Source organism: uncultured Roseobacter sp., from assembly GCF_947493125.1.
GTDB lineage: Bacteria > Pseudomonadota > Alphaproteobacteria > Rhodobacterales > Rhodobacteraceae > Roseobacter.
In genome coordinates, this window is the sequence record NZ_CANLQB010000001.1 from 461,759 (window position 1) to 476,522 (window position 14,764).

14 protein-coding genes are annotated in these 14,764 nt (G+C 51.9%); 11 read left to right on the forward strand and 3 right to left on the reverse strand.

The window, feature by feature from the left end:
* Positions 1–37 precede the first annotated feature (37 nt).
* From Q1A71_RS02330 to Q1A71_RS02345, 4 genes are all read left to right on the forward strand, one after another.
* The gene (locus Q1A71_RS02330) at positions 38–1,870 is read left to right on the forward strand and encodes a type IV secretory system conjugative DNA transfer family protein (protein WP_299671308.1); all 1,833 of its coding nucleotides are present in this window, start codon (positions 38–40) and stop codon (positions 1,868–1,870) included.
* A 90-nt stretch (positions 1,871–1,960) separates the two neighbouring features.
* Positions 1,961–2,629, forward strand: coding sequence for a hypothetical protein (locus tag Q1A71_RS02335; RefSeq protein WP_299671310.1), 669 nt, complete (start codon positions 1,961–1,963; stop codon positions 2,627–2,629).
* Positions 2,630–2,707: 78 nt separating this feature from the next.
* A complete protein-coding gene (locus Q1A71_RS02340; RefSeq protein ID WP_299671312.1) occupies positions 2,708–3,040 on the forward strand; it encodes a hypothetical protein in 333 nt (110 codons plus the stop codon).
* Positions 3,041–3,427: 387 nt separating this feature from the next.
* On the forward strand, positions 3,428–4,744 hold the full coding sequence (locus Q1A71_RS02345) for a hypothetical protein (protein ID WP_299671314.1): 1,317 nt from the start codon (positions 3,428–3,430) through the stop codon (positions 4,742–4,744).
* A gap of 7 nt (positions 4,745–4,751) precedes the next feature.
* Here the strand turns inward: Q1A71_RS02345 and Q1A71_RS02350 are convergent, their stop codons facing one another.
* The gene (locus tag Q1A71_RS02350; RefSeq protein WP_299671316.1) at positions 4,752–5,291 is read right to left on the reverse strand and encodes a recombinase family protein; all 540 of its coding nucleotides are present in this window, start codon (positions 5,289–5,291) and stop codon (positions 4,752–4,754) included.
* A gap of 173 nt (positions 5,292–5,464) precedes the next feature.
* Between Q1A71_RS02350 and Q1A71_RS02355 the strand changes: the two genes are divergently transcribed.
* On the forward strand, positions 5,465–6,301 hold the full coding sequence (locus tag Q1A71_RS02355; RefSeq protein ID WP_299671318.1) for a hypothetical protein: 837 nt from the start codon (positions 5,465–5,467) through the stop codon (positions 6,299–6,301).
* 60 nt (positions 6,302–6,361) lie between these two features.
* Here the strand turns inward: Q1A71_RS02355 and Q1A71_RS02360 are convergent, their stop codons facing one another.
* Entirely contained in the window at positions 6,362–6,652 is a 291-nt protein-coding gene (locus Q1A71_RS02360) for a hypothetical protein (RefSeq protein ID WP_299671320.1), read from the reverse strand.
* Positions 6,649–7,335, reverse strand: coding sequence for a DNA methyltransferase (locus tag Q1A71_RS02365; protein ID WP_299671322.1), 687 nt, complete (start codon positions 7,333–7,335; stop codon positions 6,649–6,651). The genes Q1A71_RS02360 and Q1A71_RS02365 overlap by 4 nt, the downstream gene beginning before the upstream one ends.
* Before the next feature lie 322 nt (positions 7,336–7,657).
* On the opposite strand from Q1A71_RS02365, the gene Q1A71_RS02370 reads away from it, so the two are divergent.
* The 6 genes from Q1A71_RS02370 to Q1A71_RS02395 all read left to right on the forward strand — a co-directional run bounded on the left by Q1A71_RS02370 (position 7,658) and on the right by Q1A71_RS02395 (position 14,633).
* Positions 7,658–8,641, forward strand: a complete 984-nt coding sequence (locus Q1A71_RS02370; RefSeq protein WP_299671324.1) for an HNH endonuclease — start codon at positions 7,658–7,660, stop codon at positions 8,639–8,641.
* 302 nt (positions 8,642–8,943) lie between these two features.
* On the forward strand, positions 8,944–9,621 hold the full coding sequence (locus tag Q1A71_RS02375) for a VWA domain-containing protein (protein WP_299671326.1): 678 nt from the start codon (positions 8,944–8,946) through the stop codon (positions 9,619–9,621).
* A complete protein-coding gene (locus Q1A71_RS02380; RefSeq protein ID WP_299671328.1) occupies positions 9,599–10,372 on the forward strand; it encodes a PP2C family serine/threonine-protein phosphatase in 774 nt (257 codons plus the stop codon). The genes Q1A71_RS02375 and Q1A71_RS02380 overlap by 23 nt, the downstream gene beginning before the upstream one ends.
* A gap of 2 nt (positions 10,373–10,374) precedes the next feature.
* Positions 10,375–12,519, forward strand: coding sequence for a topoisomerase DNA-binding C4 zinc finger domain-containing protein (locus tag Q1A71_RS02385; RefSeq protein WP_299671331.1), 2,145 nt, complete (start codon positions 10,375–10,377; stop codon positions 12,517–12,519).
* Between the two features lie 582 nt (positions 12,520–13,101).
* Entirely contained in the window at positions 13,102–13,662 is a 561-nt protein-coding gene (locus Q1A71_RS02390) for an excalibur calcium-binding domain-containing protein (RefSeq protein WP_299671957.1), read from the forward strand.
* Positions 13,656–14,633: a hypothetical protein gene (locus Q1A71_RS02395; protein ID WP_299671333.1), complete on the forward strand. Its 978-nt coding sequence runs from the start codon at positions 13,656–13,658 to the stop codon at positions 14,631–14,633. The genes Q1A71_RS02390 and Q1A71_RS02395 overlap by 7 nt, the downstream gene beginning before the upstream one ends.
* The last annotated feature ends 131 nt before the right edge of the window (positions 14,634–14,764 follow it).

Here is a 14,764-nt window from a genome sequence, read left to right on the forward strand (position 1 = left end):
GAACAGCACTTGAAACTCTAAATCTGGAGATGTGCTCATGACACGATCACTTCATCACTATGCCCTGTGGGGCACTCAACTGGCCTTTTTACTTGCTGCGGGAGACGCAGCAGCTCAGGGCCTCTTCGACTTCAATACGGTCAACTACCGGTCATGGGAAGAATACCATGGCTGGATGGCTGCATCGCGCTTTGTGCTCATTGCAGGCGCGGTCATATCGGGTTTTGTGCTTGGCTGGTTTTGTTCGCCACAAGCCAAAGCCTTCCGGCTTGTGCTCTTAAGCGTCATCGCGGTTTTTGCCATTGGCTTTGCCGTCTTTACCGATGGAGCCTTGGGCTGGGGGCTTGCATCAACGCTTGCCATCATCGGTTTCTTCTGTGGGTTGGGCTTCTGGTTGGCCCGCGTTGTGGCCCGCATGGCAGAGGTGCCAACGACATTTGGTTCCGCCAAATTGGCGAGTGTGGATCATCTTCAAAGCAAAAACCTGTTTGGTCGGGATGGGATCATTCTCGGTAAGGTTTATGATGGTGAGGACCGTCAACATGACCTGTCTTACAAGGGCAATCGGCATTTGTTCACCCTTGCGCCTACCGGGTCAGGGAAAGGTGTTGGTCCCATCATCTCAAACCTTCTGAACTACACGGGCTCTGTGCTGGTGGTTGATCCCAAGGGTGAGAATTTGATGATTACCGGCAAAGCCCGTGAGGCCATGGGGCAAAGGGTCATTGGCATTGATCCCTGGGATATTGCTGCCACCAAATCGGGCTTCAAACCTGCGCGGATCAATCCCATTGATTGGTGTGATCTGGCTGATCCTGATGCCCCTGAGAATGCCATGCTGCTTGCCGATGCGTTGATTGAGAAGTCTGAGAAGGCCGATCCCTTCTGGGCCGAAGAATCTCAAGCCATCCTGCAAGGTCTGATCCTGCTTGTGGCATTTGATATGGCCTATAATGGCAAGCGCAATCTCGGCACTGTACGGGATTTGATGTTGCTGACAGGCGATGACCAGATTGCTCTATTTGAGCGTATGGCCAACTCGCCGCATGCACTGATTGCCAGTACGGGCGCGCGGTGTCTGCAAAAAGACCCGAAGCTCTTGAGCAATGTCATGACGACACTGCAATCCCAGACCCATATGCTGGATAGCGAGCGTGTGCGGGATGTGCTCTCGGCATCAGACTTCGACTTTGCTGATCTCAAAAACGATCAGGTGTCCATCTATCTGATCCTGCCAGCAGACAGGCTGGAGGCGTTTAGCCGCTTGCTGCGCCTTCTGGTCCAACAGGCCATCACGGTCAATGCGCGCAACATTGATGTGAAGCCCGCAAAGCCGGCCCTCTTCATTCTTGACGAGATGCCAGCCTTGGGACGACTCAAGATGGTGGAGCAGGCCTATGGTCTTATGAGGGGCTTTGGCATGCAAATCTGGGGCATTGCCCAAGATTTGTGCCAGCTTCGCAAAGTCTATGGCGAGGATTATGAGACCCTCATCGCCAATAGTGGAGCCGTGGCGTACTTTGGGTCGCTTGATAATCGCACAACCGAATACTTCTCCAATGCCTGCGGCCAGACGACCGTGTGGAACGTGTCATCCGCGATTGCCTCGGCTGTCAGCTCATCTTCCGGTCAAAGTGGCGGCTCTACCAGTCAGTCCATCACCGACACCGACACAAGGGCAGCATCACAGCGCAAGCTGATCTACCCTGATGAGCTGCGCAGGATGGATGAGGATTTGCAGCTTGTCCTGATCGAAAACGCCGATCCGATCATCGCTGAAAAACTGCGTTGGTATGAAGATGCTGAGCTGAGCCCCAAGGGCGTCAATCTGCATGCGAAAGCTGAACAGACCCCCATGACTGAGGCTTAAGCCATGCAGCTAGTCTCCTCGGCGGCATCGCCGCCGGGGAGCCTTCCATGACCCATCAAATCGATACCAGCTTGTGAGGAGTTATCATCCATGGCTGACGACAAAAGCACACAACCCGCAAAAATCCCCTTCCAAAGATCAGAGAAAGACAAAATCGACTTCAAGCGCGCAGAGGAGCCATCGCAAGAGATGACCAATCCTGATGGATCGCCTCTGCGAAATAAAGATAATGCCCAGCCCGAACTCAAACCGGGATATGCCTACCACTCTCAACAAAATCTTGCGCCTGGGGGTGCCACGGGCATCAGAACCACTCGTGCATCAAAAGCGCCCGAGGCATCTGTAGAAAACGATTCCGATCCCGCGTTCACCATTGAGTTTGTGCCGGATTTTGAAGTACCAGCCCCCGATAATAATCCATCGCAAGAGCAAGCCGGGCTATCCATTGATGGTAGTGGGCGGGATGACGATCTATGGATCAGCGGTCGCATCGTAGATATGCCGGGCTACAGCTTCGACGCCAAACAATATGACGAACCCTCCCGTTTTGGCATTGAGGGCGGCACGATCTCGAAACTAGAAATCCGCAAAGATGATGAGCTGGTTATTCATTATCAGCGCGGCTGGGATATCGAGCCCCAGACAGCCGAGCAAAAGGAGGCGCTGCATCGTATTCGTACAGGTCTTGATGATGGACCTACGAGACGCATTGCCGCGCCTGACCGTGATCCTGGCAACGGGCATGACATCGAGCGGTAGATCAGCTCTGGGATTATTCTCCTAAGGCAGGATGGCAATGATTCATGCTATCCTGCTTTTATGTCTCAAGTCGATTATATGCAGTATTTACAATCCCGTGCACCGGAACACCCAAAGTACAATCCTGTTGCACGGGTCTACAAAAACAGCGTCGGCGCGGACGTGCTGATCCATCTGCCGCAGGGGTATTGGACCTTTGTAGATTGGGCAGAGGCACGGGATGAGATCGACTTTCAGTATTGGGTCATTCACACCGAACAACACCCATACGAAGACTGGTCGCTCTCACAACTCCTGATGTACTGGCTCTGGCTCGATCAATGTCGCCGCCATCGTTATGGACATGCTACTCATACCAATGTGCCGCCAGAAGGCTACGAGACCTATGGCGAAGGCGCGAATGATGGGTGATACCGTCATGAGTTACCATTGCGAATAGGGCACAAAAATGACTACAACTGACTAATAATGGATAGCAGTGTTAATCAAGTTGTAGCAAGCGCTGCTAGCCGGTGCTCTTCAATGCTTCGGAAAGGTACAAATTTGAAACAGCCAATACATTCACAAAGGCAAATTCACCTGACTTAAGGGGTTAGCTTCTTTGAAGCCATGACGCTCACTGAGCCCTCAACACACTCTACCGAGGGAAGAGACTTTGAACTGGGATTTACTTCTTCAGCAAAAAGACCATAGTAAACTGCTCCTGCGATGATCCCAAAAGCGCCTACCACCGAACTGATCTTCAATGACTTTAAGCAAGGTTCGCTGGTTGAATATGATGAATAATGGCTATGAAACATGAATAAAACCCTCGTTAAAAATCGTAAAAAAATGGATCATAGTATTGTGGCATTATTTTTGTCAAGAACTATTGGTTTAATTATTACGATTGTCTTCTTTGCTTTAGCAGTTTGGTTTACAAATCTAGATCTAAGTGATGGTGTATCTATAGCTTTCATTGCCTTTGTTTTAGGACTTTTAGTTGATAGATTAAGCGGCTTGGGAGCGGAACTTATAGAGCAAGATAAAGCAGAGAAGCGCTTTGCAGAAATTCAAAAAGGCATTACAAACTCATTCAATATTGAAAAACTTTCATCTGATGAGGAGGCATTGACGTATTTGGCGGATCGACTAGTATCTGCTGTCAACGTTGAAAATACCTTTGTTGGATCTAGTGAAAACCTAAAAAGTAGACTACACACTGATCACTCAGTAATAGATTTGTATTCTATTTTCTTTAACTCAAAGGGTCAAACATGGATCGACATTGTTAGTATAAATGAGCTCAGCAGCAATCGATTTAATAAAATACCGGTGCCATCGATTGAGGGAATTAGTCATAAAGTTATTTTACTGAGACATAACGTGCCGACATTGAACTTCATTCTTGTTGACTACGGTCGGTCAGAGAAAGAAGTCATTTTTGGTTGGTCCTACGCATCGTCCATGCGAAACAAGGAGCTATTTCGGTCACAAGATGCGGAGCTTGTTGATCTCTTTCAGAACTATTTTAACGCACTACAGAGTTATAAGTCGGAAGAATTTCTAATAAACTACGATGGTGGAAAAACTCTTCGAGCGCGACTTTCAAATAGGCGGAAAGCCGATAGAGGAGGTCACTGGGTAACGATTGGATATGACAGAAGCGGGATAATATCTCTGGCGAGATTTGATATATCCTTTCAGGGTAGAGAGGTGAGTATCCAAGGGCTGGCGTATTGGAAGACGAAGTATGCTGATAGAGAACAGAAGTTTGGTATTGAAATGATAAACCATGACAAACGAAATGTGACCTACTCCGCGGAACGCATATTCCTTGAGTACGGGAATCCTGCGTCCAATAGGAAAGGCATTTGCGTTTACAACTTTTTTAAGGACGATGGCCAGATTGGGAATCTTCCCGAAGAGCGGCTGGAGGGGTACCTTCATGACGACGGCTTCAGTGAACGAGTTCAGATATTGGGTATCAAGGTCTACCCTTCAGCAACGCAAACAGCATCGAGCAACGATGAGTATATCTTGAAGTACCGGGACGAGTTGAATGATCTGTCGACCCTCATTGGTTACCAAATAGATTGGGAATCCTTTGGCCTAGAGATCGGCGGTACCACTTAACTAGTGCCTAGCGGATTGCCGTGGGCTTCGGCCTTCCCACATGCACGCCCCTGGCTTTTGCGGCCTTCATGCCCGCCTTGGTGCGCTCCGAAATCAGACTGCGCTCATACTCAGCGAAGACGGCCAACTGACCGAAAATCATCCGACCAACCGCCGTTGAAGTGTCGATGCCCTGGGTGATCGCATGGAAGTGAACGCCACGATGTTGCAGCTCTTCAAGGATGGAGAGCAGATGGATGGTTGAACGGCCCAAGCGGTCAAGCTTCCAGACTGTCAGTGTGTCGCCAGCTTCTAGGGCCTTCATCATCTGATCTAAGGCCGGTCTGGCAGTCTTGGCCCCCGAAACACCATGATCTGTGTAGATGATAGCGCAACCTGCTGCTTTCAGAGCATCAATCTGTAAGGCTTCTGACTGATCGGCATCCGATACGCGGACATAGCCAACCTGGCGTCCCGTATTCTGGTCTTGGTTCGATATCATGTTCCCATGGTGGTGAGGCCGTTTGTCGCGGCAAGAGCTAGGTTTCAGCTGTTTATCGACTTGCATGAAAGGGGTCCCTTTTGAGCCAGTCGATGCGCAGGTTGCAGGTGATCCGGTGTGCCCGAATTTCTTGTGGATAATCAATGATGCGATAAGGCCAATCAGACCTCCTAGCCATCTTAGAAAAGGGACCCCTTTTGGGAGTCGCCCATGCGCTTTTACCAGAGACAAGGAGCGTCATGTTACTCTCGCCACTTCACAAACTCGGCCCCGTTCTCGCTGTCATTGCCGCCCTAGGCTCGTCGGCATCCGCCCAAGAGGCAGAGAAGCCTCTGCTACAGAATTTGCCTTCTGCCTTTGAAGGCTTTGGCTGGCGCATCAGCAATGTCCCTTTGGACGTTGATTTCTCCACTGCGATGCAAACAGCCAATCCAACGCTTCGATTGAAGCTACGCAGATGGACCGCCCAGTACGGTCGAGGCAATGTCTCACCCGTAGACGAGTTTGAAGCCATTGGCTTTAACATCACTGATGTGCAGGGTGTCAAAGACCGCACAACTGTGACGCCAACGCATTGGCATAGCGGTCAGATGATCTGGAGGGTTGATAAAACGGTCAAATCCAACAAGCCCGAGTTGATGCCCACCGCGACCGACTTGGAGGCTGCCATCATCGCGGAGTTTGGGCCTGATCCAGTTGATAGCCAGAAAGATTTCGGGGCACGGGGCTTGGGTAAAGGGTCATACAAGATCCTGGCCTATCCGGTCAAAGATAGTGCGCGGTTTAGCGGGCCATGCTTTGATCCCACCACGTCGCTGTACAGATCGACGGCGAAGCCTCAGGAGAAGTATCAGGTTGTCAAAGACATGGAGGACAAAATCGAAAATGGCGGATACTGCGAAGCTGTCTTGATGGTTCTCTATGCCGAGGGGCGTATGGGGCGTCTGTCGGAATACCGGATTGTTGCGCGGGACTTTCTGATGGAGGCTAAGAACATGATCCATGATTTGGAAATCCGTGTGCGCTTGCTGGAAGCGGAGCGGAACAATCTTCCTTCTGTCCAGCCGAAACTATAAGGGCATACATCAAGACGAGACGGCCATGCTCCAAGCATGGCCGTTTTTTTGCTGTCACTCTCAAAACAGTGAGAGCTGTCGTGTGTCTTCGATATGCTTCTGCCATGCTTCGGACTGGGCTGACCTGTCCAGCCATGCCGTAACCTGTTCAGTTATCGTGCCTTCTGCGGCCTCCATTGTCCCGATAGGATGAAAGTGCGACTTGTAGCCCGTCTCCGTGATTGGCAAAGGGGCACGCTTGGGGTGAAGACTGCGCAACTCAAGATGTGCAGTCACGTTCCATTTCTTGGGCGTATAGATTACTTCAATCTCAATACCCTGCCATGTGAGGTGATATGTCTCTACGCTCATGCTGCCACCTCCAGCACGTTTGTGCTTTTTTGCTTGGCGGTTAGATAGCGTGTGACGCCTGCAAGACGCTGTTCAGCATGGCGGCAGTAGCGAGCATTCAACTCTATACCGATAGCGTTGCGACCATTGAGGGTGGCGGCAACGACGCTCGTGCCTGAGCCCAAGAACGGGTCTAAGACAGTATCTCCTGGCCTCGAAAAGCTGCGGATAAGGGGTGCGATTACCTCAACGGACTTTTCTGTTGGGTGGTTCTTATTGCCTGTATAGTGCCATTCCTGCACGTCATTCAGCGGGTTTGTCCGTGGTGCTGGTCTGCCTTTTGTGAGAACCCACGCGCTTTCATGGCAGTATCCAACATGCTTGGCTTTGGATGTATAGGGCTTGGCAAAGATGATGTGACCTCCCACACGAAACCCAGCCGCCTCCCAAGCCGCCGAGAATTGGGCAATGGCGTTCCAGCCACAGAACAACAGGCAATAGCTATCTTGTTTTAAGACGCGATAGAGTTCGGGAAACACACCAAGCACGGCTTCGGGGTTGGTATCATTGGTGATACTGCGCCCATCGCGATCACGGTATTTACAAAGATATGGCGGGTCTGTGACCACCAGATCGACGCTTTCATCCTTGAAGGTCTTAAGTGTTTCAACGGCTTCGCCGCAAATGATGTTCTGATAAGTCATGGTCTTGTTCCTCTTCTTTCTTCTTTGGTTTGACGTGTTGCGCATGCAACCGTCTGGCCTCCGCCGAGGAACGGGGGTGCAAGGATCAAAGGCAGGCTCAGCCTGGGACCAGAGCCACGCGCAAGCTGCACAAATCGAAGATGCGGAAGCGAGCATGGCGAGGACCCACCCTTTGATCCGCGCCAGGGGCAGTCGCCCCAAGTCTGGCTTTAAGCTCTTTCGACTGTTTTTCTTGGGGGATGTCGAAGCTTGACAGAAGAGGCATCTTTAAAGCCTCAATGAAATCTGCACATCAGCGAAACGAACGGTAAGAGAGCGAATCATGCGAATTAGTGATCTACCGCGGCCTGTGACCGCCTCAAAGGCTGATTGGCTTCCAGGTACGACTTGGCTGGGCTTTACACCACAAGGCAAAGGACCAAATGCCGAGTCTCAGTGTGAAAGTACTGTTCAGAGGCAAATGGAAAAAGGCTACGTACTAGAACGCATTACGCAATCCTTCGAGGAACCGAACCCCGGATTCGAGAATGATCCGCGCATCATCCAGGAACGGATCGAGCACGAGACTTTGAAGGACTCTCTCGTCGCAGTTCATAAGCTACGCCACTCAATGCGACCGCTCGAACAGATAGTCGGGAAGGATGAGTTCGATCGCTTGCAAAACATGTGGTCTTCCGACAACGAGCGGCGTCGCTGGGCAGTCGCATTTCCAATAGTTGAAACATACGAAATTATAGATAGGCCGAAAGCAAAAGATGTATTCACAAAGGAAGTCTTCCGGCGAATTTACCAAACTCAGTCAGCAACACTAAGACCTCTGGACGACGAAGCGCGGGCCGCTATCGCCAAACTCAAGATAAAGCGCATGGACGCGCCAAACGCTTGGATTGCGATAGATGACGAAATCATGATGGCTGAGCTGTCAAACTTATCGCCTCGAGATCAGCGGCAGATGGAGCGCGACCTTTTTGGCGCTCTCGAAGGCGAGACCGAGGAACGGCGAGGGAAGATTATCAAAAGGGCGACATGGCTCGCTAATCGGTTTGCGAAAGAAAGGAAGAGGCACGGACTGCTGATTTGTGATGAGTGCAAGTTCGATCCGTCGATGCGCAATGATCTCGTTGGGGTTCCTGCGCGCTCCTGCTTTGATGTTCATCACAAGAATCCGTTGGCCGAAGGTGAACGGTACACCACAATCGATGACTTTGCGCTTCTGTGCCCGACTTGTCACCGCTTGGAACACCTCCGGCTAAAGCTTTCGAAAAACAATGGTTTGCGCAAGTCCTCTAAACATCATCAAACCTAGCGGCGCAGTCGATGGACTATTTTTGGGGAAACCAAGAATATCCGCCGAACAATCCACAAGAGTTGTGCTTGGATGTACAGGAATTCAGGGCCGGTTGACAAAGTGCGATACGCAAGGGTTGCGCTTTGCCTAGAAGCCTTTCCAAAAGGTTCTTAGTAGGTCGGTTCGCTAGGTCGACGCTCGAAGGCATCCAACTTACGGGAAGCGACGCAACTTTATGAATTATATGAATTTTTTCTTCCCATCGCGCGAAAGTTGTGCGATAACCTAGGGTAGTCAAAATTAGGTAAACGAGGGGTATGATGGACGAATTTGAGCAAGAACCATTTGTAGACGCTATATTACAAGAAAACCCGGAACCACGGTGTCCGGTGCTATTGCTTCTGGATACCTCGTACTCGATGAGCGGTGCCCCAATCTCGCAATTAAATGAGGGCCTGGCGACGCTGCGCCAAGATTTGCTTTCAGATTCACTTGCTTCAAAACGTGTAGAATTGGCAATGGTGACATTTGGCCCAGTGGAAACGCGGTGTGAGTTTGCAACAGTAGACAATTTTTATCCGGAGACGTTGGAAGTCGGCGGCTCTACCCCCATGGGTGAAGCAATCGTCACAGGGCTGGAAATGTTGCGCGCGAGAAAAGATCACATCAGGTCAAACGGCCTGAAGATTTTCAGGCCCTGGGTGTTCCTGATAACTGATGGAGCCCCAACTGATAGCTGGAGTGAAGCAATGCGCCGCGTACATCAAGGAGAAGAGCGCAAAGAGTTCATGTTCTATGCTGTCGGGGTCGAAGACGCAGATATGAACATTCTTGGCCAGATCGCGACGCGCCAACCGCTTAAGCTGAAAGGACTGGCCTTCAAAGAACTTTTCCAATGGCTATCCAGTTCTCTCAGTGCCGTGTCACAATCGAATCCCGGCGATGCCGTGCCGCTTTCAAATCCGACAGCCCCTGATGGATGGGCTGTCGCGGATTAAATTTGTGGCTTGGCGGTGGGCCGCCGCATCGAAAATTGGCACGTCCCACATTCGGAACGGTGAAAGACTTCAAGACGCATATGCCGTTTCGGTAGCAGGAGACGATAGTGTCTTTGCTATCGTCTCGGACGGCGCTGGAAGCGCTGAATTCGGTGCTCATGGGGCTTGGCTTGTATGTCGCATGCTGTCGTTTTATGCGCGGGATTGGTTACGTGACAACAGGCATCCACCAAGTGATGAAGTGCTTCTGGATTGGATTGACAATATTCGAGACAGAATAACGATGATTGCCGAGAGGCGCGGCAGCAAACCGCGCCAGTTTGCGGCGACTCTAGCGGCAGTGATTTCAACTCCGGTAGAAACTCTAACCCTGCATATTGGAGATAGCGCAGTCGTTGGTCGTCGATGCGGGGAATGGGACGTTCTCTGTTGGCCAGAGAACGGTGAGTACGCCTCAACGACATTCTTTGTAACCGATGATCCGGAGCCGCGCCTCAACATCCAGCGATTTACACCCGAACATGATGCGTTTGCTCTGTTCTCGGATGGCATCGGCGATTTGGCGCTATCGCATGTCGATCAGTCAGCATCGCCGCAGTTTTTCAATCCGATGTTGCGTCCCGTGGACAACGCTGACGCTAAAGGGCGATTGCCTGAGTTATCCCTGAAACTGGGTAACTATCTTGCCGGACCTGATATCTGCGAAAGAACCGACGATGATAAAACACTCATCCTCATTTCGGGGGCATGACGATGCAGGACATCATGATCGGAAAGGATCGTGCGTCTGTTGCTGAGCTGATCGGCAAAGGCGGTGAAGGCGAAGTCTATGCGATCAAAGGACGGGCAGGATTGGCCGTCAAAATCTATAAAGCGAATTTGCGCCCTAAGCGCGAAAACAAGGTGCGGGCAATGGTCGGCGAAGGTCTTGCCGTCCAGACTGAGCTGATCGCTTATCCTGGCGATATCGTGACAGACAGGAAGGGCAGCTTCCTCGGCTTCGTCATGCGGCTCGTATCGGGCTATCGACCGCTACACGAACTCTATAGTCCTAAATCACGGCTGCGTTTTTTTCCAAAGGCGGACTATCGTTTCGTGATCCACGTCGCATCGAACGTTGCACGCGCTGTCGGTAAGGTCCATCAAACAGGATGCGTCATTGGTGACTTGAACCATTCGGGCATTCTCGTCGCAAGAGATGCGACGGTCGCACTAATTGATGCGGATAGTTTCCAGTTTAGTTTGAACGGCACCTCTTATCCGTGCGTCGTCGGGGTGCCGGACTTCACTCCGCCCGAACTTCACGGAAAGAAACTTGCGACGGTTGAGCGGACGATTGAGCACGACAATTTCGGCTTGGCGGTAGCGATCTTTCAACTGCTGTTCATGGGCAAGCACCCATACGCCGGAATTCGCAAGGGCAGCGAGACCTCAATTGGTGAGGACATTGCCCAAAACCGCTTTGCTTACTCGTTAGTGCGGCAGGCGCAGACGCAGACTAAACCGCCTCCTGGGGCTTTGGCACTCGATCTCTTTATGGGCACGATTGGCGATGCATTCGAAAATGCCTTTGGTCTAGCACCGAGCGCTCGTCCGAGTGCAAGCGACTGGATTCAGGTTCTGTCGAAGCTGGAAGCCTCGTTGAACCGCTGCAGTAGTGTAAGATCGCATTATTATCCGAGCACTGCGAAGAGTTGTGTGTGGTGTAAATTGTCAGCTCAAAGCGGTCTGGATATGTTTCCAGACTTCTCGGCAGTTGCACCGAATATATCGACTGACTCACAAGGCACGGAGCAAGCCATTCGCGAGATACTGGCATTCCGTTTTCCCGTGACTGGAGATTTGCTTCCAGCAGTCAGCGTTCGCGACATCAGTCCATCCTTGCGCGAAGCGCGAAACGGCAAGCGTGGGCATATGCTTCTTGGCCTGCTTATGATTGGCGGAGCGGTTGCAGGATTTATTGTTGCCGCGCCAGTATGGTTCGTCTGGATAGGCTTGGCGTTTTGGGGGTGGTCATTCGTCAGTGATCGCGAAGTATCGTCGGGTCCATTCCTTAAGGCCTTCAAGGACGCTGACGAGCGTGTTCAACAGGAGCTGGACGGCTTCTTGCAACGGAATGGCCTGACCGAAGTTGTAAAAGTTCGCGGCGATTTGGATGACGCTATCTCAGCCTATAAAGGGCATGACGATGCATTGGCCCGCCAGGTGATGATTTTGAAATCCAACAGAGAGGCCCGTCAACGTCAGGCATTTCTCGATCAGTTTTCGGTACGGCGCGCCAATATCTCAGGGATTGGCCCGGCGAAGACCGCAACGCTGATTTCTTTCGGCATCGAAACCGCAGGCGACGTCAAGCGTTCGTCGGTTTTGCAAGTACCCGGTTTTGGCGAGGTCATGACTGGGAAACTGATGGCATGGCGAAAAGCGCATGAGTCCCGCTTCAGATATAATCGCGCTCCGAATGCGCAGGACATAGCCGATGAAAAAGCGCTGCGAGGGCGGTTCATGGCTGAGAAAGCCAAGCTTGAAGCGACGATCAGAAACGGACTTGGCACATTGAGGAATGCCCGTGCCAAGATTGACGCGCTGCCAGCCCGGACGAAGAATGATCCTGCACTTTTGAATGCTTTGAAGGTACGTGGGCAGGCTGAGCGCGACTTGATTGAACTGTCCGCACCCGTCCCACCATCCACCGTTTCGCTGGCTCTAGCGACCTCCACGCGCCAACAGCAAAACCCACAGGGTTACACCAAGCCAGCACAGCAGAACACCGTCCGGACGCCCGGTGTTCCAAGCTGCCCAAGATGCAATTCGGCAATGAGGCGACGCTCTGGACGGTACGGAAAATTCTGGGGTTGCTCGAGATATCCAAGCTGTAAGGGAACAAGAAAAATCTGAGGAATATTCTGTCGGGTCAAGGGTCTTGGGCGCAGGAATGCTCCCAGGGCGATGGGGGTATCGGGGGAGAGCGCCATCACCCTGGTCGAGTTCAACGTCGAAACGCTGACGGCATCCAACCCGCGCAGGGGTTGGTCTCCATGAAATGGTCTGGGGTCAAGGGGGCAGGAACGCCACCCTGCCTATGGGGTGTTGGGGAGAGATGGCTTCTTCCTGACGAGTGGGATTGCAAAGGGGCCGGCGATACGCCCCTTGCTCCATGGTTCGGGTCCAGGGTGGAGAGGGATGTCTCCAAGCTCCTGGTCGGGATCAAACACCGATGATGTTTGTATGCTGGCTTCTTGGCTCAATGCCGAGATGCCAGCATGTGCTTGGGGGATAGAACGGGGGAGCGCACACGCAGTGTGAAAGCGTCCCCCTTCTCAAGATGTACGGTACTACCGCACACATCTTGCAGTGAACGCGAAGCTAGATGTTGTCTCTAGATGACCTGTTGCCGGGATAGCAGCATCGGATCATTGACCTTTGTCTGGTTGCCTGCAACCCTTGGCTGAATTTGAATGAGATGGTGATTGGGTAATGATGGATTTTCGCATTTGGCTGGCGTCAGCCGCTTTTCTAGTGTCGGCATGTGCCGCAACCACTCCGGCTTCTATCGCACCGCTGGTGGAAAACGCATCAACGACTGAGCTGTGGCGGGAGCATCGCAATCCCTCCCTGTCACCGCTTCAATTGGCCTTCGTTGAAGCCGAGTTAGCATCGCGCGGCCAAACCAGTTCTGGTCGATCTTACATTGGCCAGAGAACCGCAAGCGCCTTTGGCAAAGCGCTATATGCAAGGGGCAATGCGGCTGCCACCTCAGCCGATCTAGCCAACTGCTCAGACTTTGGATCGTCGTGGCAGGCACAGCGGTTCTTCTTGGACGCTGGTGGTCCGCTCAGTGATCCGCATGATCTAGACCGTGACGGTGATGGTTTGGCCTGCGAATGGGGAACGACCCTTCGAAGCAGCGCGCGGAAAGCAACGACTGTGAGAACGCCTGTGCGCACCCGTCGTACGTACAGCTCTCGATGCTATGTGGGGCCACGTGGTGGCACTTACACGATCACGGCCAGCGGTCGGAAGAACTACGGCGGATGTTAGAACAGGCTCTGACTGACGCTCTCACACAATATGAAGAAACCATGGGTGAAGCTTTTCCTGTGGTGCCTAGACTTGTCGTTGTGGCGGATACAGCGTTTTGGGCCGCGGCAGAGCTTGAAGGCGAGGCCTTGGTGATCTCAGTGAGTACAGGCATCGTTGATACGCTTTCCGATCTATGGGGCCGTGCCTTTGCGGATGATGACTTCTGCAATGGGGTTGGGCAACCCATAGAAAGCACAGCAAGTGAGATGATCTATCTCGGTCTGATTTGGCTATTGTTGCATGAGTTACACCACTATCAGATGGGGCACTTTGCATTCACGGGGAGGTTGTCTCTAACCGAGGCCAACGCACCTAAAAGCTATGGCATCGCCACCCGTGAGAACGCGCAACTGGCAACACTCCACGCAATCGCACCTAACGACTGGGCTTTGGTCGAACCCTGTTTAGAAATGCAGGCAGATCATGACGCTATGGAAATGCTACTGGATGCCTACTCGCCAGATGGGTGGAAATTGATCCGTAACAGGGCAGCGGCCATAGCTGCCATAATGATGCTGATCGAACGGGAAGAGGCAAAACGAAGAGTTGAGCATGTCTCCCATCCAAAAGCTGCAACACGGATATTCCAGCTTCTAGGTCATGTGATGGAGATGCCCTTGATTCAATCCATACTAGCGCAGCAGCGGCCCGATCTGAACATCGACCCCACCCTACCGACTGACGACGAACAGGGGCGCTTCAATCGCGAGGTTGTCATTCCTTGCTTCTTCGATGCGGTCAATTTGGCAAGGATTGCTGCTGCCGAAACAATTCGCAGTGATCTGGGCGAGGCACAGGATTTCATTGGCGATATGCAGACTGCTAAGCTAGCTGATCCAAGTCAGTTTGATCAGTTCGTTACTGTCGGTGCAAAGCAATGGGGTGAATTGATAGCTGTAAACAGTCTGATCACCAGAGAGTATCGTTAGCAACTTGGATTATCGTGGTATCATGCGAACCTTGTCGAAAGCACCTTTATTGCAACTGTGCATAATCAACCAGATTTACTCGACCAAGAATGCTGTGGCTGGCATACTTGTTTGGATAGAAGCAAGTATTT